A 25,143-nucleotide genomic window follows, 5' to 3' on the forward strand; every position below is an offset into this window, starting at 1 on the left:
ATAGACTTAAGGCCAGCGGCACTTCATGGATATCGTAGAGACACACCAGGTTGCGTTAAGGATTGAGACCTTGGGGTGAGTGCTTGCAGGCCTACAGAAGCCAAACACGTTCTGTAAACGACATTAAGGGTGTAGGTACGACACTGGAGCTTGCGGATGGATTGACACCTGCCAAAGCACCTCCTAAGTTCCATTTATACGTATAAATGTGATAAATCATGAAGCCGCCAGTTCGGAGAAGACAAAAGTTATCTGATCTTATTGTCGAGGAAGTGAAGCGCTCTATTGTTATGGAGCAGCTCAAGCCTGGTGATCGTTTACCTCAGGAAAAAGAGTTGATGGAGCGCTTTGGATGTTCCAAGGGAACGGTCAGAGAGGCCTTAAAGGCCTTAGAGGTAGAAGGACTGGTCATCATGCGAACTGGCCCTAGCGGTGGCGCCTACCTCTGTGAAGTGGATATGGAGCCGGCCAGTCGGGCGCTTCGTAATTATCTGCACTTCAATCACGTCGATGGCGCGCAGGTTTACCAGTTACGCAGGATCATAGAAGTCGAGATTGCCGTGGCGGTTATAGGTCGGCTAAACGAAGAGGACTTCCAAGAGCTGGAGCGAAACATTGAGTTTTGTAGCCTGCCGCTTACGAGCGAGGCTCAACAGCGTGCTCAACGAATTGCAGAAATTGAGTTCCATAACCTTCTGGCTGAACGGTGTGCCAACCCCCTACTCGGCTTTATGTCACGCTTTATGAACGACATGCTTCGTGATCTGGTGGTCTTAAAAAAAGCCTATCTACCGAGTCGTGATGCATTTGGGGAATCAAACGTAAATTATCACCAGGCGCTCCTCCAGGCCTGGCGCGTCAAGGACGAAGCGGCTGTTCGCCAGCTGATGCATGAGCATATGTGCGATGCCGAGCAACATATGACAGCACTCGAAGGCGAGATGGCACGCCACGTTCTTCTGGACTTTGCAAGGGTAAGTCAGATTGTCTAAAGCGCCACAGAGCGCAACGATGTGTTGATCCTTTTTCGACTGCCGGAACATGAATACTCAACTAGAGAGGACGCTCATGTCTCTTGCATCACGTGCGCACAAACCCTTAATTCCCCAAATCGATGGCGAACGGCTGTGGCAGTCGCTCATGGAACTTGCTCAGATAGGCGCCACGCCTAAAGGTGGAGTCTGCCGATTGGCATTGACTGACCTTGATCGCCAGGCCCGCGATCTGTTCATTCAATGGTGCGAAGGAGCCGGGTGCGTCGTCACGTGCGATACCATAGGTAATCTTTTCGCACGACGGCCAGGCCGCAATCCAGCTCTTGCTCCTGTCATGACGGGTAGCCATATCGATACCCAACCCACAGGAGGTAAGTTTGATGGCTGTTTTGGTGTCATGGCGGGCCTGGAGGTCATTCGTACGCTTAACGACCATGGTATTGAAACCGAGGCACCACTTGAAATCGTCGTCTGGACCAACGAGGAAGGATCACGGTTTCCCCCTTGCATGATGGGGTCAGGGGTGTTTGCTGGGAAGTTTTCCGTAAAAGAGACCTATTCCAGGTGTGACGCCAGCGGCATCAGCGTCAAGCAAGCACTGGAAGCCATTGGCTATGCTGGCCCGCGTTCCGCTGTGGGTCATCCGGTGGGTGCCTATTTTGAAGCACATATTGAACAGGGTCCGATCCTGGAAGACCAGGGTAAGACCATTGGCGTGGTAACAGGGTGCCTGGGACAAAAGTGGTTTGACCTCACCCTCACGGGTGTGGAGTCCCACGCGGGTCCTACGCCGATGCACCTGCGTAAAGATGCACTTGTTGGAGCTGCCGCTGTCGTGGAAGCGGTAAACCGTGCAGCACACCTGCATCTCCCCCATGCATGCGGTACCGTAGGATGCTTGGAGGTGTACCCCGCGTCGCGTAACGTGATTCCAGGACAGGTTCAGATGACAATTGATTTTCGCCATCTAGACAGCACTCACCTTGACGCTATGGTGGCTGAAACGACCGAGGCGATAGAGAATGCTTGTCAGCGCCATGGGCTGAGCTACACCCTGACGCCAACAGCGGACTTCCCTCCCTTGCACTTTGAGACCGGCTGTGTAAACGCGGTTCGCAGAGGCGCGCAGCACTATGGATACAGCTATCAGGATATCGTCAGTGGCGCGGGCCACGATGCCATATTCGTAGCGGAGCTGGGTCCGGCTGCCATGATCTTTGTGCCGTGTGAAAACGGAATTAGTCATAACGAAATTGAGAATGCCCAGCCAGAACACCTGGCTGCTGGTTGCAACGTGCTGCTGAGCGCAATGCTGGAAATGGCTGATTGCAGCCAACCTGTGTTTGAGGCCTCCGTCTTCCCATACCAGTAGCGCGAATCTGGAAAGTCGAACGTCTTTCCCTATCGTGCACTGCATCCTATAAGCCGGGCTAACCCGGCAATGTGACAGGCCTTTATCCATGGCCTACCTACCCGCTATGCGGGATGACCTGCCCCAACCTTAGCAGCAAGGGTTCGATCTTATGTGTTTAGCCTTATCAGGTTTTAAGGGTCGCTTGAAAACCTCATTTGCCCTCACCGCGACAATTGCTCTCTTCAGTGGCGCAGTGGCTGCGGACACTACCCTTCGCATTGGCATGACGGCGGGCGATATTCCCCTTACGTTCGGTCAGCCCGATCAGGGCTACGAGGGCAACCGTTTCACAGGAATTCCTATCTATGATGCGCTGATCGAATGGGATCTTTCGCAGAGCGAAAAGCCAGCTGCGCTGATGCCGGGCCTCGCCACCAAGTGGGCGGTCAGCCCGGAGGATCATACCAAGTGGACGTTTACGTTGCGTGAGGGCGTGAAGTTTCATGACGGTACATCAGTAAACGCTGATGCCATCGTCTGGAACGTCCAGAAGGTATTGGACAAAAATGCCAAGCAGTACGCCCCGGCGCAGGTAGGCAATACGGTGTCACGCATGCCTACTCTAAGATCGGCCGAGAAGATAGATGATCATACGGTAGTGCTGACTACATCCGAGCCAGATGCGTTTTTGCCCTACAACCTGACTAATTTATTTATTGTCTCCCCAACAGCCTGGCAAAAGGATTTTGATGCCATACCGGCCTCTGTGACAGATGCAGCTGAGCGTAGCAAGCAAGCCTGGTCGAATTTCGCGTCCCACGCCGTTGGCAGCGGTCCGTTCAAGATAGAAAGGCTTGTCCCGCGTCAGCAGCTTACGCTTGCCAGAAATCCTGACTACTGGAACCCCAGCCGCGTCCCAAAGATCGACCACGTGGTGCTCCTCCCACTGCCAGAGGCCAATGCACGGACCGCCGCCCTGCTCTCTGGGCAGGTGGACTGGATAGAAGCCCCTGCACCCGACGCCATTGACCAGATCAAGAGTCGTGGTTTCAAGCTTTACGCCAACGCACAGCCTCACCTCTGGCCATGGCAGTTCTCCTTTGTCGAGGGCTCGCCCTGGTTGAACAAGGATGTACGTCATGCGGCAAATCTCTGCCTTAACCGTGCCGAACTCAAGGAGTATCTGGGTGGCTACATGGAAGAGGCAACCGGCACCTATGAACAAGGCTCACCGTGGCGAGGAAATCCTGACTTCAAGATCGGTTATGACCCTGATCAGGCTCGGGCGCTGATGACTAGGGCCGGCTACAGTGAGGCCAAACCGGTCAAGGTCAAGGTGCAAACCTCGGCGTCTGGTTCGGGCCAGATGCAGCCCCTACCGATGAACGAGTATATCCAGCAGAGCCTTAAACAGTGCTATTTCGATGTCGAGCTGGACGTGACCGAATGGAATACGCTCTTTACCAACTGGCGTCTCGGTGCAAAGGATCCTGCGGCTAACGGGGCGAACGCGATTAATGTGAGCGCTGCGGTAATGGATCCCTACTTCGGCATGGTGCGCTTTACCAGCTCCAAAGCGTTTCCTCCGGTATCCAATAACTGGGGCTACTTCAGCGACCCAGAAATGGACGCGCTGATTACCAAGGCGCGTAACGCCTTCGACCCCAAGGATATGGACGCCGCCGCAGCGCAGTTACACGCAGCCCTGGTAGATGCAGCGCCCTTCCTCTGGGTGGCGCACGATGTGGGTCCGCGAGCGATGTCGTCCAGGATCAAGGGTGTAGTTCAGCCTCAAAGCTGGTTCATCGATTTTGCCACCATGTCCATGGAGTAACGCCGTATGGGTGCCTATATCCTCCGCCGGCTGTTGCTGGCCATTCCCATCATGCTGGGCGTCGCACTGGTCTGCTTCATGCTGGTCCAAATTGCTCCAGGTGATCCATTGGTCTCGGTTCTGCCACCGGATGCCTCCCAGGAGCTTCGTGCACAGATGATTGCCGCATACGGCTTTGATCAGCCGCTCCCGGTGCAATTTACGAAATGGCTATGGCATGCCGTGCAAGGCGATCTGGGCACCTCGATAGCAACCAGCCGGCCAGTGTTCTCCGAGGTGATGACAGCCGCAATACATTCGCTGCGGCTGGCTTTTCTGGCCACACTGATTGGCTTCTTCTTTGGATGCCTGTTTGGTTTTGTTGCGGGCTACTTCCAGGATACATGGCTCGACAAGCTCGCCTCGGTTTTCTCGGTCGTCGGGGTCAGCGTACCGCACTACTGGCTCGGCATGCTCCTGGTGATTGTCTTTTCCACACAGCTGTATCTGCTACCGGCTACGGGGGGTGGCCCGTTGGGCTCTAGCGGCTGGGCGTGGGACTGGGCACATATCCAGTTCATGATCTTGCCAGCTATAACCCTCTCGGTGATACCAACCGGCATCATTGCCCGAACCGTTCGGGCCCTTGTGGCCGAAACGTTGGCCCAGGAGTTCATTGTTGGCCTTCGCGCCAAAGGCATGAGCGAATCTGGCATCTTTCGGCACGTGGTCAAGAACGCCGCGCCCACCGCCCTGGCTGTCATGGGATTACAGCTCGGCTACCTCATGGGCGGCTCAATCCTGGTAGAAACTGTTTTCGCCTGGCCAGGTACTGGCCTGCTATTGAACTCAGCCATCTTCCAGCGCGATCTACCGCTGTTGCAAGGCACCATCTGGGTGCTGGCGCTGTTTTTTGTCGTGCTCAATCTGCTGGTGGACATCCTGCAGACACTACTCGACCCCCGTATCAAAAGGGCCTGATGCAATGAACATGAGCCTGACTAAAGTCCCCTCTCCTGCCCAAATGGTTCCTGTAGAAACATCACCGGGGTATTGGACATCTGTTGGCCATCGCCTGGCCCGTGACAAGGTTGCCTGGCTCGTGGGAGGCATTATTCTCGCACTGGTACTGCTTGCTCTGTTAGGCCAGTACCTGACGCCGGGTGATCCTTACACCACCTCGATGTTCAAACGACTGAGACCCATCGGCACCGAAGGCTTTCCATTGGGAAGCGACGAGCTGGGGCGAGACATGCTCTCGCGGCTGATGCTAGGGGCACGCCTGTCGCTATTCATGGGCATTACACCCGTGATCCTGGCATTTGTTATTGGCAGCGCGGTTGGCATCGTAGCTGGTTATGCGGGTGGAATGATCAATGCCCTGATCATGCGAACAGTAGACATATTCTATGCCTTTCCGTCTGTGCTTTTAGCCATCGCGCTGTCAGGTGCTATGGGGGCAGGCATCGATAACGCTCTGCTATCCCTCACACTGGTTTTCGTACCCCAGATTGCCCGCGTCGCCGAAAGTGTTACCACCCAGGTGCGCAGCCGCGATTACATCGAAGCCGCACGGGCGTCGGGCGCGAGCGCTTTTACAATCATTCGCACCCAGGTGCTGGGTAACGTGCTAGGACCTATCTTCGTGTTTGCCACGGGCCTGATTTCGGTCTGCATGATCCTGGCCTCAGGCCTGTCGTTTCTTGGTCTGGGGGTTCGCCCACCAGAGCCCGAGTGGGGGCTCATGCTCAACACCTTGCGAACCGCCATCTACACGCAACCGTGGGTAGCGGCTCTGCCGGGGCTCATGATCTTCATTACGTCCATTTCCTTCAATATCCTGGCCGACCGCCTGCGGGCCGCCATGGCCATTAGGAGCTGACCATGAATGCACTCGTGACACATGATCTAGGCGGACCTGCACAACCGCTGCTAAAGGTTAGCTCGTTAATCAAGCACTTCCCGGTCAAGGGGCCGCTCGGCAAAAAGACCGTAGTTCGCGCGGTCGATAATGTCTCCTTTACCGTTCAGAAAGGCGAAACACTAGGCGTCGTAGGTGAGTCTGGGTGTGGCAAGTCCACGACAGCACGCGTGTTGATGCAGCTGATTACTCAGGATCGAGGTGAACTGATTTTCGACGCGGCTGAAGTCAACTCACATCAGTTGTCACTGCGGGATTTTCGCCGTCAGGTCCAAATGGTTTTCCAGGACAGCTACTCCTCCCTGAACCCTCGGCTAACCATTGAACAATCAATAGCCTTTGGCCCCAGGGTGCATGGCCTGTCCCCTGCTGTGGCGCTGGCACGCGCAAGGGAGTTGCTGGCAAAAGTCGGCCTCGAACCTGTCCGTTTTGCTGGGCGTTACCCGCACGAGCTCTCTGGAGGGCAACGCCAACGGGTCAATATTGCCCGAGCCCTGGCTTTAGAGCCGAGGCTGGTGATTCTCGACGAAGCCGTATCGGCACTCGATAAATCAGTTGAGGCGCAGGTATTGAATCTGCTGCTGGACCTAAAGCAAAGCCTGGACCTGACCTATGTATTTATCAGCCATGATCTGCACGTCGTGCGTTATGTATCAGATCGCATATTAGTAATGTATTTGGGCGAAGTGGTGGAAATCGGGCCAGCAGAAACCTTGTTTACCCGCGCGGCTCACCCCTACACCCGCGCCCTGCTCAGCTCCATGCCTTCGATGGACCCAGCGCATCGCACGCTGGCATCGCCGCTGACAGGGGACCCGCCAAGTCCGATTGATCCCCCGTCTGGCTGCCGATTCCACACCCGTTGCCCCCATGCCGAAGCGGCGTGCCGGAGCAATAAGCCGTTGCTTTTTCCTATCGGTGAGCATCATGAAGCCGCTTGCCTGATGAACATTCCAGGTGGCGGCCACTCCTGCAGTCCACGTGATGACCAGTCCATGAGGCATACCCAATGAACGCTCACGTACCACAACCGATAGTATCTGTCAGGGACCTCTACGTCCGTTTTCATAACGCCAGCAAAACCATTTCTGCGGTAAATGGTGTCAGCCTGACCGTCGCCAGAGGCGAAGCACTGGCCTTGATTGGCGAGTCTGGCTCCGGCAAGAGTGTCACATTGCGCTCGCTGATGCGCCTTCATCCTAAAAAGACTACGGTCATCAAGGGGCATATCGAGATCGACGGTGCAGATGTCATGACCATGTCCTCCCACAGTCTAAACGCATTCAGGGGGCCCGTTACGTCGATGATCTTTCAGGAGCCGCTGCTGGCCTTCGACCCCGTTTATACGGTAGGTGAGCAGATTATCGAAAGCGTTCGACGGCATCGCAGGTTATCGCGCAAGGATGCTCGTGACGTTGCGCTAGAGGCCTTGCGCAGCGTCCGCATTCCTAGCCCAGAGCAGCGTCTAGAGGCCTACCCTCATGAGATGTCAGGGGGTATGCGCCAGCGCGCAATGATTGCACTCGCCCTTGTATGCAAGCCACGCCTTCTCCTGGCGGATGAGCCTACTACGGCCCTGGATGCCACCGTGCAGATTCAGATCCTTATCCTGCTGCGAGAGCTGCAACGTGAAATGGGGCTATCCATTATTTTTGTCACTCATGACATTGGCGCTGCCGTTGAGATCGCTGACCGCATTGCAGTGATGTATGGAGGCCGTATCGTTGAAGAGGCCCCCCTTGCAACATTGCTGGCTAACCCCTGCCATCCCTACACCGTCGCACTACTCGGCAGCCGTCCGGAGGGCGGCTTGAGCAAGGGCAGCCGGTTAGAAACCATTCCCGGATCGCCCCCCGACCTGAGCCGCCTGCCTGAAGGCTGCGCCTTCGCCGCGCGATGCAAATATGCCAGCGAGGCCTGTGAAAAAAGTGTTCCTGGGCGGGTTGCAGTTTCTCCAGAGCATTACGTCAGCTGCCATCGATTTCCTGAGTCCGCCTAAGGAGCTTTCATTATGTCGTCTTCCTCTCCCAACGCCCTGATGCCCTACCCTTGGGTGGACGTTGCCTATGCCGAAAGTGGCCCGCTTGCCGGTCTGACGTTTGCAGTAAAGGATCTCTTTGATGTCGCAGGCTATCCTACAGGCGGCGGTAATCCCCTTATCCTGGCCATGTCTGGAATCAAGACTCGCACCGCACCAACGGTGCAACGGTTGCTGGATGCCGGTGCCCGATTTATCGGCAAGGCCCAGACCAATGAAATGGCCTTTTCCATGAGTGGCAAGAACGCTCATTTCGGCACACCTGTAAATGGCGCTGCACCCGATCGCATTCCTGGAGGCTCTTCTAGTGGTTCGGCATCAGCGGTTTCGAACGGTTTATGCGATTTTGCCCTAGGTACCGATACGGGAGGCTCAGTACGTACGCCGGCCAGCTATTGCGGGCTGTTTGGTATTCGCCCCACCCATGGGCGCATTTCGCTGGAACTATGCCAGCCACTGTGCGAAAGCCTGGATACCTGCGGTTTCTTCGCTCGTGATGCCAAGGTGTTCGAGGCAGTAGGCAGATGTTTGCTGGGTGAAGACCAGCATCCCTTTGAAGTCCCGCAACTGGTGGTTGCACGGGAGCTATTCGATCTGCTTCCCGTTGCAGCTCGTGAAGCGCTAGCGCCAGCGCTGGAGCAGATCAGTTCAGTGTATGGCGCACCGATACCTCTTGAACAGCCGTTTCCTTCTCTTGAGGATGCCTATTGGCCGTTTCGCTATATTCAAGGCCGCGAAGCCTGGGAAGCTCAGGGTGGGTTTATTGAGCGCCATGAACCCGTCTTTGGGCCGGACGTTGCCGAGCGTTTTCAATGGTCACGCGGGGTCACTGATAGCCAGGTAAGTGAAGCCAGAATTTTCCGAGAGCATTTCCGCCAGGCGGTAAGCACGGTGCTTGGTAATAGAGTACTAGTGCTGCCTACGGTTCCGGACATTGCTCCTCTGCTAACGGCCCATGAGCAGGAAATAGAGGCCACACGCCAACTGTCTCATCGACTGCTGTCAATCGCCGTGTTGTGTGGCACACCTCAAGTTACCCTGCCATTGGCAACAAAGGATGGCGCTCCATTGGGTATCTCGCTCATGGCAAAGGCTGGTACGGATCTTAGCCTGGTGAAAATGGCTGCCCGAATAGTGCTGTAGGTTTTCTTGCCCAAGATAACGTGTCACTTAAGATCGGCTATCTTGGGCATCAAGTTCAGGCGGCAGGAAGACCATTAATCAATAGCACGCTTGTGGTTGAGAAATTCTGGGCCTGATATCTGAGCTTTGGAAAGCGACAAACCCTACGTTATCAACTTCTATAAGACGCATGGATCAGTAAAAGCATAAGGTGAGCCTGTGTTATTAATGTGGCCTAGACTCAAGGGATACTTTGCCTATCGCCATACCATTCATTGAGCCGTATGAATTGGCCTGTCGGCTGGCTGTACAGGGTTTACTTCCTTGTTTGCCAATGTATCGATTTCATGAGCTGCGTCAACTGCGCCCAAATCTACACCGGTAGCATTTGGGAGACATAAGGCTGCAATGAAACCAACGGTATATGAACCAATGGCAAATGCTCCCATAGCGGTTTCCAGTCCTATATGCGCTGCTGCAAAACCGACAGCGGCAGGCATGATCGAACCGAAACCACGTCCGAAGCTGGTACAGAACCCTGCGCCGTTGGCCCGAATACTCGTAGGATATAATTCTGAAAATGTAAGAGGGAGTCCTGAAGCCAACCCACCTTGAAAGGCTCCGAGAAGCAGACCTAATCCTAGAATAATTGTCATGCTCACGTTTGCAAACATATAAATGGACACGACTAGTGCCTGGCATATTAGGAACAACATAAAGGTTTTGCCGCGACCGACTCTGTCACTAATCAGGCCATAAATAAAAGGACCAACAAGCGATCCAATAATATTTACAGCTAAATACCCAGAAGTTGAAGCTATTGGTAGATTCAAGACCGTACGCATGTAGGTGGGTAACCATGTAATCATGATATAGGCCCCGCCAAAGATGCCACTTGCTAAGACTGTACTGATAAATGTTACTCGACGGTGCCTAGCTCCAAAAATAACTCGAATATCGACTTTTTTATCTCGAGCCCGCGCTTTGTTAAAGGTATCCGATTCAGGCACCAAGCGACGGATAAACCATACTAGTAATGCAGGTAATAACCCAATGGCAAAGAAGGCGCGCCAAGCGACGTCTTCTGGAAATAGATAAAAGACTACTGGCATAGCCCCAAGTGAGATGGCATACCCTATTGCATAGCCGCTTTGGATAGAGGCAGCTACCCGCCCGCGTAGGGCAGGCTTAATCGCCTCACTTATAAGAACTGCCCCTACTACGGCTTCCCCGCCATAACCGACCCCCTGAAGAAAACGTACAGGGAGAAACTCCCAAAAGCTTGAGCAAAAAGCCGCTAGAAAGGTGAAGGTTGCTACCCAGACAACTGTCCATTGCATGACTCTAATGCGGCCATAACGATCGGCTAACACACCTGCTGACCAGCCTCCTAATGCGCTACCTATCAATGCAACAGAACTGAGAATTCCTGCGTCTGATTTGCTCATGCCCAATACTGTCAGTAGAACAGGCATGACTAGGGCATAAATAGTCGAGTCCATCGAGTCGAGGGTAAAGCCACCGAAACAAGCCCAATAGGTTCGTTTTTCCCGTTTGTCCAGATGGGAGTACCAGCCAAGCCGCATAAGTCACCTTTATATTTATGATATTTATCGGTATCTGGCACTCTTGGCGGCCGAGCTAGGCAATGACCTGAAAACGATGGCTACCGTCATGCATCTCTTGGATCCAAACACGATCGGTAAACTGTGACTAATACAATCGATTTGTAGAGTGATGCATATCAGTTATGTGGTGTCTCGGGATCGCCTATAAATAAGCATTGTCCAAGCCTTTATGACTTTACCAGTGGCGGCTGGCTTGTAAGCGTGTTGAGTCGGCATCAATCCTCATTGTGAGTACCAATGAGCATATTGTGCGAGCTATATAGGTCAATTGTCCCATAAGCTCAGGTATTTCAGACGATACATCAAGGTGTCTTATCGGCTGTGGCTAACACGCTTCTGACTATATGAAAGGAAGCCTGTAACAGAGGTGGTCGTAGCACCTGATAAACCGACAACGGGTGCTAATGGGTCAGTGAAATAAAATCATCCCCAATAGCCACTATCATTTCTGGAGTTGCTAGCGACGACGCTATTGGGAATGAAGACTTGCTCATTGCTAAAAGCAGTACTAGCAAGAGAGGGAGCCTGCCAGCGGCGACCAATATGCTTGTTTGGAGGTAAAGATGTACCAACGAGACGGTAAAGGTTGGAAAACTATTCCTACATAAAGCTACTTTCAGAGTGTACTAGCGCCCAAGCATCCATTTAGGATGATCTTGCACTAAGGGTTGTAACGCCGTCTTTACTGTAACGTTACGCTTAGCTGACGTCGATGCCGGACGGCGTTTGGCATCATGGTTGCCTAACTGGTATCACCTGAAAGACAACATGATGAAATTACGTGGGCTTACATTATCCTGTATTGGGCTTACGCTCATAACTACCCTATTGACTGCCTGTTCATCAGAGCATGGCCCCAAGGGAAAATCAGACCTGGCATCGTCTGTACAGCTATTACAGAAAACCGGCTATTCACCGGAAGAATTGAAACCTGTATCAGGTTGGCATGAGCGCTGGATTATCGATCAGCAATCCATAGACGTCTCCTGGCTGTTACCGGCTTCAGCGCAAGGCGCACCCGTTATTATCTATCTGCCTGGTCTGGGCGAAAATAGCGAGTCGGGCCGTTTATGGCGAGAGGCCTGGGCTCAAGCTGGCTACGCAGTTATAAGTCTGCAACCAACCACCTTGGGTCGTGAGATCTATTCCAGTCGTGAAGCCCAGGCCGGTAGCTTCCGCAGCCTTGCCCAACGTTACTATGCCGACAGCGAGTTGGTGACCCGAGTAAGTTTGATCAGTCAGGCTTTTAACGAGGCTCGTCAGAGATTAAAAGCGCAACAGCCAGGCATCAACTGGGACCAGGTTATCGTGGCTGGCTACGATATAGGTGCACAAACCGCAGCAGCGCTAGCGGGTGAACATATCTCAGAGCAACCACTGCCTGTCCTTCAACTCAAGCCTGTGGCTGCAATCCTACTTAGTCCGTATGTAAAGGATGGCACTGATCCGATACGCTTTACCTCTATACGAGTACCCGTACTGACCGCTACTGGGCCATTAGATGAGGATCCCTTTAATTGGGTCCGCACGGCTGGGCAACGTTTAAAACTTTGGCAGAATATCCAGACATCAGGCAGCTACCAGTTGACTCTTAGCACAGCAGAGCATGCGGGATTCAGCGGTTCTGTATTTCCCGTGACAGCCAGTCGAAAAAATAAAGAAAGCTCTCCACGAGAAAGACGACCAGTTGGTGGCATGGGCGACCCTTCAGGCAGCATGGGTGGGCCAGGAGGTGGCAGAAGGGGCCCCGGTGGCGAGATGGGAGAGCCACCGCGCTTTGGACATGGCCAGAATGATGAGGCGTGTTTTAACCCAAGGCAGGCTGCCTTTCTGCGTGCCGTCACGACGGCCTTCCTAGATGCAACTGTTAAGCGCTCCTCTATTGCTCAAACATGGTTAAACCATAACGCAATTTCTTGGCTTAAGCCTGAGGGTTCGTTAGAGCAGAAACCTTAGTCAACCAAGGACTTTCTTAGTTAAGTTACTAATAAAGGCATTGTTGAAGAACCCGAATACATGATACAGCCCTTACTTTTGGAAACTTTCCATCCATACAGTTGGAGCATGGAAACTCATGGAGGCTATTGTTGTGGTTTGTGAGTGAAGTAAATACTTAGCAAGGCCCTGATCTGGGCTGCTAAGCGGATAGTGGTGTCTTTAGTATGACCAGCTGAGCCGTATTATTAGGGTTTTGCACATGAAGATAAGTCTGGCCGGGTCAGACATTGCCGAGATCTAGTTGCCTGATCACCGAGGCATTAAATCCTCATACATGGGGGTAACCAGAATAGCTGCAAGAAGTGACGAGGTTTTATTTCATCTCCCGGGCTGGATAGGTATTTGTGACGGCGGTAAAGCTGACCGCACCCAGCATGCTGCCCCAGGGAATAAAAAACCTTATAGCCACCAATCAGGCAGCTCGTGGCGTTCGATCCCGCCAGGATGATGCTCTGGTTTGTGAATGTACAGCCTGAACGGCAAAGTCCAGCACAATGATGCTCCATACAGCCACAGGGTCGGTGCTCCAAGGCAGGCCATCGGTCTCCATGACAGCAGAAGCTGTGCTATCACCGCTCCGGTTATCTACTGTCCCCTTGCTCCCTTTTGATCTGCTCGCCTACTGGCTTGCGATGTAGGAAGCGCTGCTGTGATACCAGGTCCGGTGACAACCGCGATCTATGCAGAAACGCAGCATTGAACCCATACGGAGATTGAAATCAGCTTGCAGTAACAAATCTTTACGCTCTGCTCTGTTCGTCTATCGGAGATTGGCTAGTCTCTACTGGACTCCAAAATTGATTTCTTATTGTTGAGGCTTATGTATATGGTAAGGAAAAGTTTTTTGGTTGTACCGCTTTTAATGATGACGGCGATGAGCTACGCCTCTGTCAACACATCTGAAATTGAGCAAAGCGGTAAGTTAAATACCCTTGAGATGACTCAGGAAGGTTTTAATAACTTTGCTTCAGCCAATCAGAGTGGCAACGGCAACCAGGCGGCTATAAGTATTCAGAGTGATGGCTCCTATAACGGAACGGGCCAGCTAGGTAAGGGTAACGATGTGGTCGTGCACCTCACCCAGGGAGCAGACCAAAAGGTTGTCACCTATCAGGAGGGGGACGACAACCGGGTGATTATGGAGCAGTGGAACAGTGTGTCAGTGAGCGCTACGGCCTATCAGGTAGGCCATGGAAACGAGCTTGGATTTAGCCTTCCGCAAAACCAATCTGTTGCCTTGTGGGCGGATCAGTTAGGCAACAACAACTATGCATTTCTTTATCAATTTAACTCTGACGGTTCTGGCGTTGTTTTAAATCAGGGAGGCTACTCCAATAGCGGCACGGTAGAAAACTTCAGCAGTGCTTCAAGTGCCAATAATATCTGGCAAAGTGGTAACGAGAATCGAACAAGTACCTATCAAGATCAGTCTGCTTCATCCATAACCGTGTCCTTCCAGGAAGGAGATGAGAACGAAGCTGATATCCGTCAGGTTAATACGGTTGATTCGCTTGGGTCTGTCTATCAGACGGGAGCCCGAAATTATGTTTCAACTGATCAGAATGATGGCAGTCAGAACACCTTGACTGCTACCCAGGTGGATACTGATAACTCTATCTATGCTAGGCAAGCCGGCACTTCCAATGACGCGGTTATCTATCAGAACGGAAGTGATAATAAGTTTGGAGCTGATCCGGACAGTGCTTTTACAATTCAGCAAGGAGACGCCAATGTAATTGCCTCTTCACAAGAAGGCGCTTCGAATGACATAACCATCATTCAGGCCGGTAACGATAATAGACTTGATGCACGTCAGGATGGCACTGATATGTCCCTTGCGAGTGTAAGCCAGGGCAACAGCAATATCATGCAAGCAATTCAAACCGGTGGGCAGCACTCCGCGACGATCACCCAAAGAGGCAATATAAACAGCCTGACCCTAACACAGGTAGGTTCAAGCAATCTTGCATCTGTTAACCAATAAGGTCACTTGCTGCCTAAATCCTAGCGAATTAATGGATCATTGCCGTTCAGGCGCTCGTATTTTACTAGCGGGGCACTTGTCGCCACTCATGGCAGCTGCTGTTATGGCCTTTATGCACCTGCTTCTAAGTATTTTGAGAACTGCCCTCTAGCCTACCGGTGTAAGCGCTCAGTTAGAAGGACACCGTCCGGCAGAGCCGGACATGCGTCAGGGTTATTGAGCCTGTTCGTTTGAGGCCTGGGCAGCATCAATCAGGTCTGTACCAATTTCGCCTTCAAACTTCTTCCAGACCGGCTTCATGGTTTCACGCCATTTTTCGCGCTGCTCACGCGTTAATGAGACCACCTGGCTGGTTTTGGAGTCGATGATTTTCTGCTTGGCACTCTGGTTTAACGCTTCGGCCTGCCGGTTTACCTCAAGCGTAACTTCAGCCACAATCTTTTCCAGCTCATTGCGCACCTCCGGCGTCAGCCCCTTCCAAAATGAGGTGTTGGTGATGACCATGTAGTCGATCAAACCATGGTTTGATTCTGTAAAGAATGGCTGGACCTCATTGACCTTTTGGCTCTCATAGTTGGACCAGGTGTTTTCAGTGCCATTGACCACACCGGTCTGAAGTCCCTGATACACCTCGGCAAAGCTCATCTTTCGGGGGTTGGCGCGCAACACCTTGAATTGCTCTTCAAGCACACTGGAGGCCTGCACACGAAATTTAAGGCCACGCGCATCTTTAGGTTCAACCATCTTCTTATTGGCCGAGAGCTGCTTAAGTCCATTATGCCAATAGGCTAGCCCCAGGATATTCTTGTCCTGCATCGCTAAAAGCAACTCCTTCCCCTTTCCGGCCTGGAAGTGATCGACAGCCTCCAAATTGTCGAACAGAAAAGGTAAGTCGTAGATCTGGATCTTCTTGTTGTATTGCTCGAACTTGGCAAGCGACGGCGCAAGCATCTGTACGTCCCCCAGCAGTAACGCCTCCATCTCCTTGCCATCGCCAAACAGGGAGGAATTCGGATAAACATCCACTCGTACCTTGCCGGCCAGACGCTCCTCGGCCAGCTTCTTGAACAGCAAGGCGCCCTGTCCCTTCGGCGTATTGTCAGCAACTACGTGGGCAAACTTGATCGTGATGGGCTCGGCGGCCTGAGCCAGACCAGCCGTTGCAAGCAGAGTGGCGCAGAGAAGTACCCGGGTAAATGTGAGCATAGCCATTTTCCTTTTGTTGTTGTCATAGGTCCGCAGAATGCGAACGGCCTTTTTTCAGGAGAATCTGCTTGTCGCCAGGCGCATTGGAGAGTTGAACGCTAATCTGCCTGTCGGAGGCCTTGAAGCAGACGTCGAGCTTTCTTGATTACAGGCGCATCAATCATCTTGCCCTCCAGGCGTATGGCGCCTTCGCCGGAACGCGCCGCTTCCATTACCCGTCTTGCCCATTCGATCTCATCGGCACTGGGCTGAAATATCTGATGCACAGTGTCCACCTGGGTGGGATGGATACACAGCAAACCGCCAAACCCCATGTCCCGGGCGTTTATTGCAGCACTCGCAAGCCCCTCGGTATTGCCAATATCAGCAAATACCGTATCCAACGGAGGCGCCAGCGCCCTGCCTACTGAATGAACCAGCAGCGAGTAACGGACCTGATCAAACACCTTTTCCATGCCTTTCCCCGCCTCCCTTAACCCCAGATCAACGGCCAGGTCCAGAGCACCAAACGTCAATCGTTCAACGCCTGCGCTTGCGGCAATTTCAGGGAGCGCCAGAAGGCCACGGGCAGTCTCAATAAGGGGCCAGACGGGTTTACCGGTGGTGGCCAGTGCCTGGACCTGGGCTGCGCTTTCGGTCTTGGGAAGAACAATTGCTGCCACTGCAGCGTGAGCAGAGCAAAACCTGATATCCGCTTCCTGTTCAATATGACCCGGTGCATTGATGCGCACCGCTATCCTGACGTCCTGGTTTTCGAGCAGAAATATTTCCAGGTTGTGGCGAGCCTGGACCTTGTGGTGCTCCTCTACCGCATCCTCGAAATCGACGATTACGCAATCTGCACCCGCTGCCAAGGCCTTGCTATAGCGCTCAGGACGGCTGCCAGGAACAAACAGGGCGCTTCTTACCGGACCTGTCGAGAAGGGATTCATAGTGTCCCTGCCTGCTTGAGCTGGTCGATGGCCTGGCTCGTGAAGCCAAGTTCGGCAAGAATCGCCTCGCTGTGCTCTCCCAGGGCCGGTATGGGATCCATACGTGCGGTGAATGCGCTGTTGGTAGCAGGAGGCAATAGTGCAGGCAGTTTCCCTCTGGGGCTGTCTACCTCCACCCAGCGATGGCGTGCACGCAACTGTGGGTGAGCCCATACACCATGCATGTCATTAACCTTGGCATTGGCAATCTGCGCATCTTCCAGGCGCTCAAGAATCTGCTCAGCACTAAGCTGTGCAAAGGTCCCAACAATAATGTCTCGTAGCGATTGCCGATTGGCTGTGCGCCGGTAGTTGGCGGAAAATCGCTCGTCGGCCTGAAGCTCTGGCTGGCGCAGTACCTTTTCACAAAACGCCGCCCATTCTCGCTCGTTTTGTAGACCCAGCATAACGGTCCCACCGTCTGCGCAGGGAAAAGGGCCATAGGGGTAAATGGTGGAGTGAGACGCGCCCGCGCGTGGCGGTGGTTCGGCGCCCTTGTACGCGTAGTACATGGGGTACCCCATCCACTCCACGAGACTTTCCAGCATGCTGACATCCACCTGGCTGCCTTTGCCTGTACGCCCACGGAGCAGCAGCGCCGAGAGAATCCCGCTGAACGCATACATGCCAGCCGCGATATCAGCGATGGAACAGCCTGCCTTGGCAATTTCGTCCTCTCCAGGTCCGCCTGTTACCGACAGAAAGCCGCCTTCGCCCTGGATCAAAAGATCATAGGCCTTCTTGCTCTCATAAGGCCCGCCGGCGCCATAGCCAGAGATATCGCACACGATGAGCCGTGGATATTGCTCATGCAGCGCCTCAAAACTTAATCCAGCACGCGCCGCTGCGCCTGGCGCAAGGTTTTGTACCAGTATGTCTGCCCTTGCCAGTAGAGCCTCGAGCACCTGACTTGCGCCCTCCGCCTTGAGGTCAAGACTCAAGCTCTCCTTGGAGCGATTGGTCCATACAAAGTGCGAGGCAAGACCATTAGTACGGGTGTCATAGCCGCGGGCAAAATCTCCTACACCGGGCCGCTCGACCTTTATTACGCGTGCGCCCATGTCCGCGAGTTGCCGGGTGCAGAAGGGGGCTGCGATGGCGTGCTCCAGACTCACCACAGTAACGCCATCCAGGGGACGCTCTTGGTTGGTAGCCATGATCAGTACCTCGTCAGCACAGAGAGATCGGAGCGGTCGCGTATCGACCATACGGCCTGGATCAAAGCCTCCGCCTGATCTGGCGTCCGTGCGCCAGAGAACCTGACCAGGCGACGAAACTTCTCCTCAAGCTCTGGACGTGAAAGCGTATTGCCGGGATCCCCCTTGGGATCATCGACAGCCGCGTGCAAGACGCGCCCATCGGTCGTGCTAACCGTTACCCTTCCCAACCAACGCGCAGGATAGGCATCGTCGACCTCGGGGCTTAAAACCATGTCTACCTTTTCACCAAAGGCTTTTACGGCGGGGTCTGCCAGGGCATAGGAGTGAAACTCGGTAAGTCCGGCCTTGCCATGCACGGCAATCAACCCTAATACCGTACCCATATGGAATTTCGCCTGGTGCACTGTTTGCGGTCTTACGACACGTCCCAGGACATCGATAGCCCCCTGATGAACATGTGCTACCACCCCGGATATGTGGTTATGAGCAAGGCTTTCGCGCTGCATTAACGCCAGCAGGGCATCCGCGGCAGGATGCGTATGACGGCAAGAGGCGTGGAACTTGAAGGAAGTTTCTGCAATAGCCCAACGGCTGCCGAGCCGGTCTGACAGCCTGGCTGGGCTGGCATCCGTAGACATTCCGGCTGCCAGACCTTGTGGCCCCTCAAGAATGTTACGCGCCCCCGTCAGGCCTTCGCGGGTCATATAGGCAGCCAGTAGCCCATCAGCGGCCGCCTTGGCCGTATGAAGCTGCTTGGAATCGGCAGCGTCCCGCAAGAATTCCCACAAACCGGCTGCCTGTGTGCCAGCATTACCGAGCAGGTGGAGGAACTGCTCCTGATCGAACCTAAACAGCTTGCCTACCGCAATGGCTGCAGCCAAGGTGCCTACCGTTGCAGTAGTGTGAAAAATCCTATAATGCGAACGACCCAGGAATTCTCCGATCCGAATACCGGCCTCATACCCAGCAATCGACGCCAGCAGCAGTTCACGCCCCGTATATCCACCCTCTTGGGCAGCTGCCAGTGCGGCCGGAAACACGACGGTAGCAGGATGCAGTACCGAGCTGTTGTGCAAGTCGTCCTGCTCCACCAGATGGGAAGACGCGGCGTTGACCAGAGCGGCAAAATAAGCCGATGTGCCCTTACCGTTAACCAGTATTCTCGCTGCTCCTTCGCCTGGGCCCATCATTTCAGCATATCGCTCAAACAGCGGAATCGGGTGAGCCCCCTGGCTTGCCAGGGCGGAACCCAGCCAGTCCAGCAGTAACTCCTCGGTGCGCTCAAGGACTGGCTCAGGAATGTGCTCATAGGCAAGGTCGGCAAGAAAACTGGCCAGTGCTTGGGTATGGCTCATGGTCAGTTCCTCAAAAACTACGCGGTAGCTCAAGCAAGTGCTCGGCTACGTAGGAAAGAATGAGGTTTGTCGAGATAGGTGCAACCTGATAGAGCCGTGTCTCGCGAAATTTACGCTCTATATCGTACTCAGAGGCAAACCCGAAACCGCCATGGGTTTGCAGGCAGGCATTGGCTGCCTCCCAGGAAGCCTTGGCTGCCAGATATTTGGCCATATTGGCGCTTGCACCGGCATTAAGGCCGCGGTCATATTGCTTGCAGGCACGCCAGCGCATCAGGTCGGCTGCTTCGATTTCGATATGCGCCTCTGCAATAGGAAACTGCACACCCTGGTTTTGGCCGATAGGCCGGCCAAATACCACCCGATCCCGGGCGTAAGCGCATGCTTTCTCGATAAACCAGCGACCATCACCAATGCATTCCGCAGCAATAAATGTACGTTCGGCGTTGAGCCCATCAAGGATGTACCTGAACCCCTTGCCCTCCTCGCCGATAAGGTTTTCAGCGGGTATCTCAAGATTGTCGAAAAACAGCTCGTTGGTCTCATGGTTAACCATGTTGGGAATTGGCCGGACAGTCAGGCCTCTGCCAATGGCCTCTCGCAGGTCAACGATGAAAATGGACATCCCTTCTGACTTCTTCGTGACGTCAGCCAACGCGGTGGTACGTGCCAGCAGGATCATGAGATCCGAGTGCTGGATGCGGGAGATCCAGACCTTCTGGCCATTGATCACATATTTATCGCCCCGCCTGACGGCGGTGGTCTTGATCTTGGTGGTATCCGTACCTGTAGTGGGCTCGGTCACGCCCATGGACTGAAGGCGCAGCTCACCACTGGCAAGCTTGGGCAGGTATCGTTGCTTTTGCTCTTCACTGCCATGCTTAAGCAAGGTAAACATGTTGTACATCTGCCCATGTACAGTCCCGGAGTTACCACCGCAGTGATTGACCTCCTCAAGAATCACAGAAGCCTCTGAAAGCCCAAGGCCAGAGCCCCCGTATTCAACTGGAATCATCGCTGCCAGCCAGCCAGCCTCCGTCAGGGTTCTGACAAAGGCCTCGGGAAACCCCTTTTCCGCGTCGATTCTGCGCCAGTACGCAGCGTCGAACTTAGCACATAGCGTGCGAACGCCCTCGCGAATGGCATTGAGTTCTTCATTTCGGTTCGGGTTCATGACCTCACCTTGTTCTAATGGGACGGGTGTGTTTGCATGCCCAATCAACTCAGTCGTCGAATTCGACCTCGGCCTGTTGGACTACGCCTTGTTCATTACCTGCCCAGAGCTGCGCCTTGCCGGCAGTCTGAATGCAACCTGTCAACTCAAGAGGAGATGGCGAAACCAACGGCCTCACCCCCCGGTAAGCAAAGCGGCGAATACGCGCCTCGGGATGGGCTCGAGCAAAGGCGCGCAATGTGAGGGTGGCTATCAAGGGGCCGTGAACCACCAGGCCTGCGTAGCCTTCCGTCTCGGTAGCATAGGGATGATCATAGTGAATTCGATGACCGTTAAAGGTTACTGCTGAATAACGAAAGAGTAGGGTTGGTGTAGGGGTAACCGTCTCGCCCCACTGTCCCTTGGGTGACGGCTCGGAGCCACCTGCCTTTGGAGGATTTGGTTCGCGATACACAATGTCCTGTTCCTCGCAAATACATACCTGGCCGTTCTGAACGTACTTATGTTGCACGGTCACAAACAACAATTTGCCAGTACGCCCTGCCTTCTCCTCTATTTGCTTGATCGTGGAAATTCGGGACGCCTCACCGCCTACCCTAAGTGGCTCACGAAACTCTAGCCGTCCGCCCGCCCACATTCGATTGCGATTATCGGCAGGAGGGAGAAATCCACCTCGTGCGGGATGGCCGTCTTTTCCCAGGGCTGGCTCAGGAAGCGGTTCCTGGAAAAAGCACCACTGCCAGAGAAGCGGGAGGGCCTCACCATGAGCAGGAGTTTCTTCGCCAAAAGTCGCGGCGATTCGCTTGAGAAGGTTAGAGCTGAGCTGGTCACAGGTCTCTTCTACCCTGCCTACCCATCGGTTTAAATCTAGATCGCCCATGGCAACTCTCTCCCGCTCCGACTATGAGGTCATCATCGGAGGAGGTCTGCCGTTCTGGGAATCTACTTTTACAGAACCCTGCGTTAAGGCAGGATGAACGCTTCATGACAGCAGCGCTACTAGGGTCTCCCGTTCCGCCACATGAGTAGAAAGATATGCACTTTGATCTTACTGATTTGCGCCTGTTTATCCATATTGCCGAAGCGCCCAGCCTGACCCAGGGTGCCCGTAAGGCCTTTATTTCGCCTGCAGCCGCCAGCATGCGAATCAAGGCGTTAGAAGCTCAACTCAACAGTCACTTATTCTACAGGGACAGCAAAGGCGTAGAGCTTACTGAGGCAGGGCAGCGGCTGCTCAAGCATGCGCGCCTGATCATGCGTCAGGTCGGCTATCTAAAAGCTGAATTCACCGAGTACGGTACAGACTCGGCGGGTCATATCAGGATCTTTGCTAACACCACAGCCGTCACCGAGTTCCTACCGGAAGTGCTGGCCGGTTTTCTGGCGCAAAGACCGGGCGTAACCATTGATCTGCAAGAGAGGCTTTCCCGCGATATCGTACGAGGTGTTCTGGATGGCTCAAGTGATATGGGGATCATTGCCGGGCCGGTAACGGCTACTGGATTGGAAGTTTTACATTTCAGTACGGATAAGCTAGTGCTTGTATCACCTAAGGACCACGAGCTGTCCCAGTATACCTCGCTTACACTTCGTCAAACCTTGGGTTTTCATCATGTCGGTTTACATGAAGGCAGTACACTACAGGCCTTCATGCGTGAACAGGCCGAGAAGCTAGGTGTAAATCTGCTCTGGCGCATTCAGCTCTCAAGCTTTGAATCAATCTGCCGGATGGTGGAGGCAGGAGTTGGAATCGGCGTTATCCCCGAGTCGGCTGCATTGCGTCATAGTCGCACGATGAATCTTACGATTATCCCATTGGATGAGCCCTGGGCCATACGCGAGCGCAGCATTCTAATTCGGCAACTGGATGCATTGCCTGGGTGTATACGCGCTCTTATTGCAGCCATGACCCAGAGTGGCTTCTGACGCGCATTAGAAACCCTGCAGTACTCGGTTTGAGCCGGTGTTCTGTTTTGGCGTCTAGCCTAATGGTTCCAGGTATATGTTGTTCTTTGAACGAACCCCATAAAAGACAAGACGCGGCTCCCCTTTTTTAGATAAGGGATAGGCAAACGGGTAGCTCATGGCTGACACCAACCTTAGGGCCGCCTATCCCAAGGCTACGGCTTTTCCTCCGAGCAATACGGTGTTGCCGTCTTGGATGTGTGCAGCTACCGCTCTAGTAATAGCTTTTAGAAAGCTTTCGTATGGTCCCTCTTTACATTAGTGAGGGCGTGTCACGCTGATAGTGGGTGCATACATGTATGCCTTTTCTGATACCCACCAACTTGGGCAGCTTGCTAGAGATCTCTGCCATCCAGAGAATTCCTTAGAGGCGTAAAACAGATGAGCCTTTTTGTGACCGCTGGAATGCAAGCTCCTTCTTGCACTTAACTTGTATTGGTCAGTTGTGTTCGGCATACGACTTAGGGAGTCGCCGAGATCAGTAGCTTTACCCCTTTACAGGTCTCTTCCCAGGTTTGGAAATCACCTCTTCCCACCACTTAGCTCATCTAAAAGTATCTTCAAAGTTATGGAACACTTAAGGCGCAGCGTTCACTAAGGTCGCAGGGTGCTACCGCTTAAAGTATCCGGATCGAGACACAATAGCGGTGGCAGCGATTGGCGGGAGTTTCTATAAGACCACCCGATTCACCCCTATTAAAACCTGCCGATCACGATGAGGATACTTCCCCTATGGATACTCAGCGTATCGCCACGACGCACCAAATTATTCACCATGCCGATGAGATCGAACTCACTACACCTGTTGGTTCTGCACGAAGCGCTCGGAATATGGATCGCTTCCATCAGGAAATATATGACAGGCTTGATGCCCATTTCCTTCCCTATCGCCGCAACGTCCCTGACGTTCAGCAGACCGCCGCTGCCACAGCACAGGGGCATAACGATGAACTGTATGCTATTCGAGATGATCGGGCTCAACGATTATTTAACGCAGGCTATACCGTAAGCGATATGGACATAGTTGAAAGAAACGCAAATATCGCCGATAGAATCTTTGCCACTTTCAAGTCTGGTATTGGGGGATCTCCATTTGCCGCCGTCACGATGGCGACCAATACCTGGCCATCCATGCTTGAGGTTTTTAACCGTCGAGATACGCCCGAAGGCGAGGCGGCCCTCCAAAATGCCTTGGCCTCCTGGTACGCCGGAGCTGCGGATGCAAGTGTTAACGATATGCTGTCTGGATTAAAGCCTGAGTATTATCAAAAACCACCAGATGAGAAATTGCACGGATCGTTTCAAGCATCGCTGTCAAAGAAGCGCGAGAAACATGACAAAAACTCATTCGGCAATGCCATGGATGAATGCAACAAATGGCTAGTCGGGTTTGCCATTCGCAATGCCGCTCTGTATCCGATTCGCGTAGGTCTAGAGAGCCAAGGGAAACAAGAGCTGGCTGCAGCCCTTGAAGCTTATATGCGGCCAATCACTGCCGTTATCGTAGGCATGGCTATCGAGCATTATAACCTTAGCCGTGATAAAAGCCGCAGCCTGCTAGGTCCCGCCATGCTCTATGGCCGCCGCGATACCGTCCCGGAAGGCCAAGCACCAACGCCGATTGCCGAGGAGCACGAATGGTTAGATGAATTTATTGTACTGAGGAACCTGGATTCTACTGCGCTGTTGAAAATGGTTCCTGCACGGCTCGGCGCAGGTACCGCCTCGGCAATCAAATCGATTGTATCCGGTAATGCCGTCAAAACCGTGTTCTCCCCCACAAGTATCGTAGGCAACATGAGCCTGGCCGGCGGATTTGCTGCCATGGGAGGCGCTACGACGGCAACAAGGACGCTGGCTACAGAGCATGGTCTTAGCGATGGCAAAGTAGCCGCTGCTGCCGAGGCGGTAAAAAATATCCTAGGCGCAGTTGCGTTTGGCTTATGGGCAGCAGGCGCAAGCCTGGGGGAGTCAGAGTCTAAAAAAGCGGTTGAGGCAACGGACGCACATGTGGCCAAAGGCGTGGAAGGCGCTATTAATTCCGTAGCGAGAGGTATAGTCGACGGAGCGGCATATACGAAGGACAAGGCTGTCGGAATAGGCAACTCGACAGTCAGTACATTCTCTAGTGGAGTTCAAAGGTCTCAAGATCTCTATCATCGTGGTCAACGTGGCTTAAGTCAGAGATATGCAAACCTGATGAATTCCCCCTTACCAACTGCCGCAACATCCACCCCAGCACCAGTAGCTACCTCGACGTTGGCACCACCTGCTCCTCCGAGGACAGAGGACATGGTGTGACACAACTCGGTGGTTCGCCACCCGGTGGTTCGCTGAGCGCCGCTAGCGGTCATGAGTAGCGCATGGAGTTTGAGCGCAGGCTGGATACTTTCGTACAACAGTATCTGCCTGCGCTCATTTTTCAGGGTCGTGTTAGGGCCTTAAAGGGTAACACTTCT

At 53.5% G+C, this 25,143-nt stretch carries 19 protein-coding genes; 12 read left to right on the top strand and 7 right to left on the bottom strand.

Annotation, left to right across the window (positions count from 1 at the left end):
* The first annotated feature begins 218 nt into the window (after positions 1-218).
* From QWJ10_RS10335 to QWJ10_RS10370, 8 genes are all read left to right on the top strand, one after another.
* Positions 219-992, top strand: coding sequence for an FCD domain-containing protein (locus tag QWJ10_RS10335; protein WP_289926113.1), 774 nt, complete (start codon positions 219-221; stop codon positions 990-992).
* 76 nt (positions 993-1,068) lie between these two features.
* Positions 1,069-2,367 carry a Zn-dependent hydrolase gene (locus QWJ10_RS10340; RefSeq protein WP_289926115.1) on the top strand — a complete coding sequence of 433 codons (1,299 nt, stop codon included), beginning with the start codon at positions 1,069-1,071 and terminating at the stop codon, positions 2,365-2,367.
* A 184-nt stretch (positions 2,368-2,551) separates the two neighbouring features.
* Entirely contained in the window at positions 2,552-4,183 is a 1,632-nt protein-coding gene (locus QWJ10_RS10345) for an ABC transporter substrate-binding protein (RefSeq protein WP_289926117.1), read from the top strand.
* Positions 4,184-4,189: 6 nt separating this feature from the next.
* Positions 4,190-5,143, top strand: a complete 954-nt coding sequence (locus QWJ10_RS10350) for an ABC transporter permease (RefSeq protein WP_073450435.1) — start codon at positions 4,190-4,192, stop codon at positions 5,141-5,143.
* 10 nt (positions 5,144-5,153) lie between these two features.
* Positions 5,154-6,044 (top strand): ABC transporter permease, encoded by an 891-nt coding sequence (locus QWJ10_RS10355; protein ID WP_208859649.1) that lies wholly within the window; start codon positions 5,154-5,156, stop codon positions 6,042-6,044.
* A 2-nt stretch (positions 6,045-6,046) separates the two neighbouring features.
* Positions 6,047-7,096, top strand: coding sequence for an oligopeptide/dipeptide ABC transporter ATP-binding protein (locus QWJ10_RS10360; protein ID WP_289926124.1), 1,050 nt, complete (start codon positions 6,047-6,049; stop codon positions 7,094-7,096).
* On the top strand, positions 7,093-8,082 hold the full coding sequence (locus QWJ10_RS10365; protein WP_289926127.1) for an ABC transporter ATP-binding protein: 990 nt from the start codon (positions 7,093-7,095) through the stop codon (positions 8,080-8,082). The genes QWJ10_RS10360 and QWJ10_RS10365 overlap by 4 nt, the downstream gene beginning before the upstream one ends.
* Positions 8,083-8,094: 12 nt before the next feature.
* Positions 8,095-9,264, top strand: a complete 1,170-nt coding sequence (locus QWJ10_RS10370) for an amidase (protein WP_289926129.1) — start codon at positions 8,095-8,097, stop codon at positions 9,262-9,264.
* A gap of 251 nt (positions 9,265-9,515) precedes the next feature.
* On the opposite strand, the gene QWJ10_RS10375 is transcribed toward QWJ10_RS10370, so the two are convergent.
* Positions 9,516-10,829: an MFS transporter gene (locus QWJ10_RS10375; protein ID WP_289926130.1), complete on the bottom strand. Its 1,314-nt coding sequence runs from the start codon at positions 10,827-10,829 to the stop codon at positions 9,516-9,518.
* Between the two features lie 810 nt (positions 10,830-11,639).
* Between QWJ10_RS10375 and QWJ10_RS10380 the strand changes: the two genes are divergently transcribed.
* Both QWJ10_RS10380 and QWJ10_RS10385 read left to right on the top strand, forming a co-directional pair.
* Positions 11,640-12,827 carry an alpha/beta hydrolase gene (locus tag QWJ10_RS10380; protein ID WP_289926132.1) on the top strand — a complete coding sequence of 396 codons (1,188 nt, stop codon included), beginning with the start codon at positions 11,640-11,642 and terminating at the stop codon, positions 12,825-12,827.
* Positions 12,828-13,713: 886 nt separating this feature from the next.
* Positions 13,714-14,853, top strand: coding sequence for a hypothetical protein (locus QWJ10_RS10385; RefSeq protein ID WP_289926134.1), 1,140 nt, complete (start codon positions 13,714-13,716; stop codon positions 14,851-14,853).
* A 213-nt stretch (positions 14,854-15,066) separates the two neighbouring features.
* Here the strand turns inward: QWJ10_RS10385 and QWJ10_RS10390 are convergent, their stop codons facing one another.
* From QWJ10_RS10390 to QWJ10_RS10415, 6 genes are all read right to left on the bottom strand, one after another.
* Positions 15,067-16,059 carry a DctP family TRAP transporter solute-binding subunit gene (locus tag QWJ10_RS10390; protein WP_289926136.1) on the bottom strand — a complete coding sequence of 331 codons (993 nt, stop codon included), beginning with the start codon at positions 16,057-16,059 and terminating at the stop codon, positions 15,067-15,069.
* Between the two features lie 98 nt (positions 16,060-16,157).
* A complete protein-coding gene (locus QWJ10_RS10395; protein ID WP_289926138.1) occupies positions 16,158-16,991 on the bottom strand; it encodes a CoA ester lyase in 834 nt (277 codons plus the stop codon).
* Positions 16,988-18,190 (bottom strand): CaiB/BaiF CoA-transferase family protein, encoded by a 1,203-nt coding sequence (locus tag QWJ10_RS10400; RefSeq protein WP_289926514.1) that lies wholly within the window; start codon positions 18,188-18,190, stop codon positions 16,988-16,990. Before QWJ10_RS10400 ends, QWJ10_RS10395 begins: the two co-directional genes overlap by 4 nt.
* Positions 18,190-19,545 carry an MmgE/PrpD family protein gene (locus tag QWJ10_RS10405; protein WP_289926140.1) on the bottom strand — a complete coding sequence of 452 codons (1,356 nt, stop codon included), beginning with the start codon at positions 19,543-19,545 and terminating at the stop codon, positions 18,190-18,192. The genes QWJ10_RS10400 and QWJ10_RS10405 overlap by 1 nt, the downstream gene beginning before the upstream one ends.
* Positions 19,546-19,555: 10 nt before the next feature.
* On the bottom strand, positions 19,556-20,719 hold the full coding sequence (locus QWJ10_RS10410) for an acyl-CoA dehydrogenase family protein (protein WP_289926141.1): 1,164 nt from the start codon (positions 20,717-20,719) through the stop codon (positions 19,556-19,558).
* 49 nt (positions 20,720-20,768) lie between these two features.
* Positions 20,769-21,599, bottom strand: coding sequence for a MaoC family dehydratase N-terminal domain-containing protein (locus QWJ10_RS10415; protein WP_289926143.1), 831 nt, complete (start codon positions 21,597-21,599; stop codon positions 20,769-20,771).
* A 155-nt stretch (positions 21,600-21,754) separates the two neighbouring features.
* Here QWJ10_RS10415 and QWJ10_RS10420 point away from each other — a divergent pair, with 155 nt between their 5' ends.
* Entirely contained in the window at positions 21,755-22,645 is an 891-nt protein-coding gene (locus QWJ10_RS10420) for a LysR substrate-binding domain-containing protein (RefSeq protein WP_289926145.1), read from the top strand.
* Positions 22,646-23,416: 771 nt separating this feature from the next.
* On the top strand, positions 23,417-24,985 hold the full coding sequence (locus tag QWJ10_RS10425; RefSeq protein WP_289926147.1) for a RopAA-2: 1,569 nt from the start codon (positions 23,417-23,419) through the stop codon (positions 24,983-24,985).
* Positions 24,986-25,143 lie beyond the last annotated feature (158 nt).

Source organism: Pseudomonas sp. WAC2, assembly GCF_030403525.1.
In the GTDB taxonomy this organism is placed as follows: domain Bacteria; phylum Pseudomonadota; class Gammaproteobacteria; order Pseudomonadales; family Pseudomonadaceae; genus Chryseomonas; species Chryseomonas luteola.

Coding starts and splice junctions, on each gene's coding strand:
- QWJ10_RS10335 (WP_289926113.1), top strand. CDS start 219: ATGAAGCCGCCAGTTCGGAGAAGACAAAAGTTATCTGATCTTATTGTC.
- QWJ10_RS10340 (WP_289926115.1), top strand. CDS start 1,069: ATGTCTCTTGCATCACGTGCGCACAAACCCTTAATTCCCCAAATCGAT.
- QWJ10_RS10350 (WP_073450435.1), top strand. CDS start 4,190: ATGGGTGCCTATATCCTCCGCCGGCTGTTGCTGGCCATTCCCATCATG.
- QWJ10_RS10355 (WP_208859649.1), top strand. CDS start 5,154: ATGAGCCTGACTAAAGTCCCCTCTCCTGCCCAAATGGTTCCTGTAGAA.
- QWJ10_RS10360 (WP_289926124.1), top strand. CDS start 6,047: ATGAATGCACTCGTGACACATGATCTAGGCGGACCTGCACAACCGCTG.
- QWJ10_RS10365 (WP_289926127.1), top strand. CDS start 7,093: ATGAACGCTCACGTACCACAACCGATAGTATCTGTCAGGGACCTCTAC.
- QWJ10_RS10370 (WP_289926129.1), top strand. CDS start 8,095: ATGTCGTCTTCCTCTCCCAACGCCCTGATGCCCTACCCTTGGGTGGAC.
- QWJ10_RS10375 (WP_289926130.1), bottom strand. CDS start 10,829: ATGCGGCTTGGCTGGTACTCCCATCTGGACAAACGGGAAAAACGAACC.
- QWJ10_RS10380 (WP_289926132.1), top strand. CDS start 11,640: ATGATGAAATTACGTGGGCTTACATTATCCTGTATTGGGCTTACGCTC.
- QWJ10_RS10390 (WP_289926136.1), bottom strand. CDS start 16,059: ATGCTCACATTTACCCGGGTACTTCTCTGCGCCACTCTGCTTGCAACG.
- QWJ10_RS10395 (WP_289926138.1), bottom strand. CDS start 16,991: ATGAATCCCTTCTCGACAGGTCCGGTAAGAAGCGCCCTGTTTGTTCCT.
- QWJ10_RS10405 (WP_289926140.1), bottom strand. CDS start 19,545: ATGAGCCATACCCAAGCACTGGCCAGTTTTCTTGCCGACCTTGCCTAT.
- QWJ10_RS10410 (WP_289926141.1), bottom strand. CDS start 20,719: ATGAACCCGAACCGAAATGAAGAACTCAATGCCATTCGCGAGGGCGTT.
- QWJ10_RS10415 (WP_289926143.1), bottom strand. CDS start 21,599: ATGGGCGATCTAGATTTAAACCGATGGGTAGGCAGGGTAGAAGAGACC.
- QWJ10_RS10420 (WP_289926145.1), top strand. CDS start 21,755: ATGCACTTTGATCTTACTGATTTGCGCCTGTTTATCCATATTGCCGAA.
- QWJ10_RS10425 (WP_289926147.1), top strand. CDS start 23,417: ATGGATACTCAGCGTATCGCCACGACGCACCAAATTATTCACCATGCC.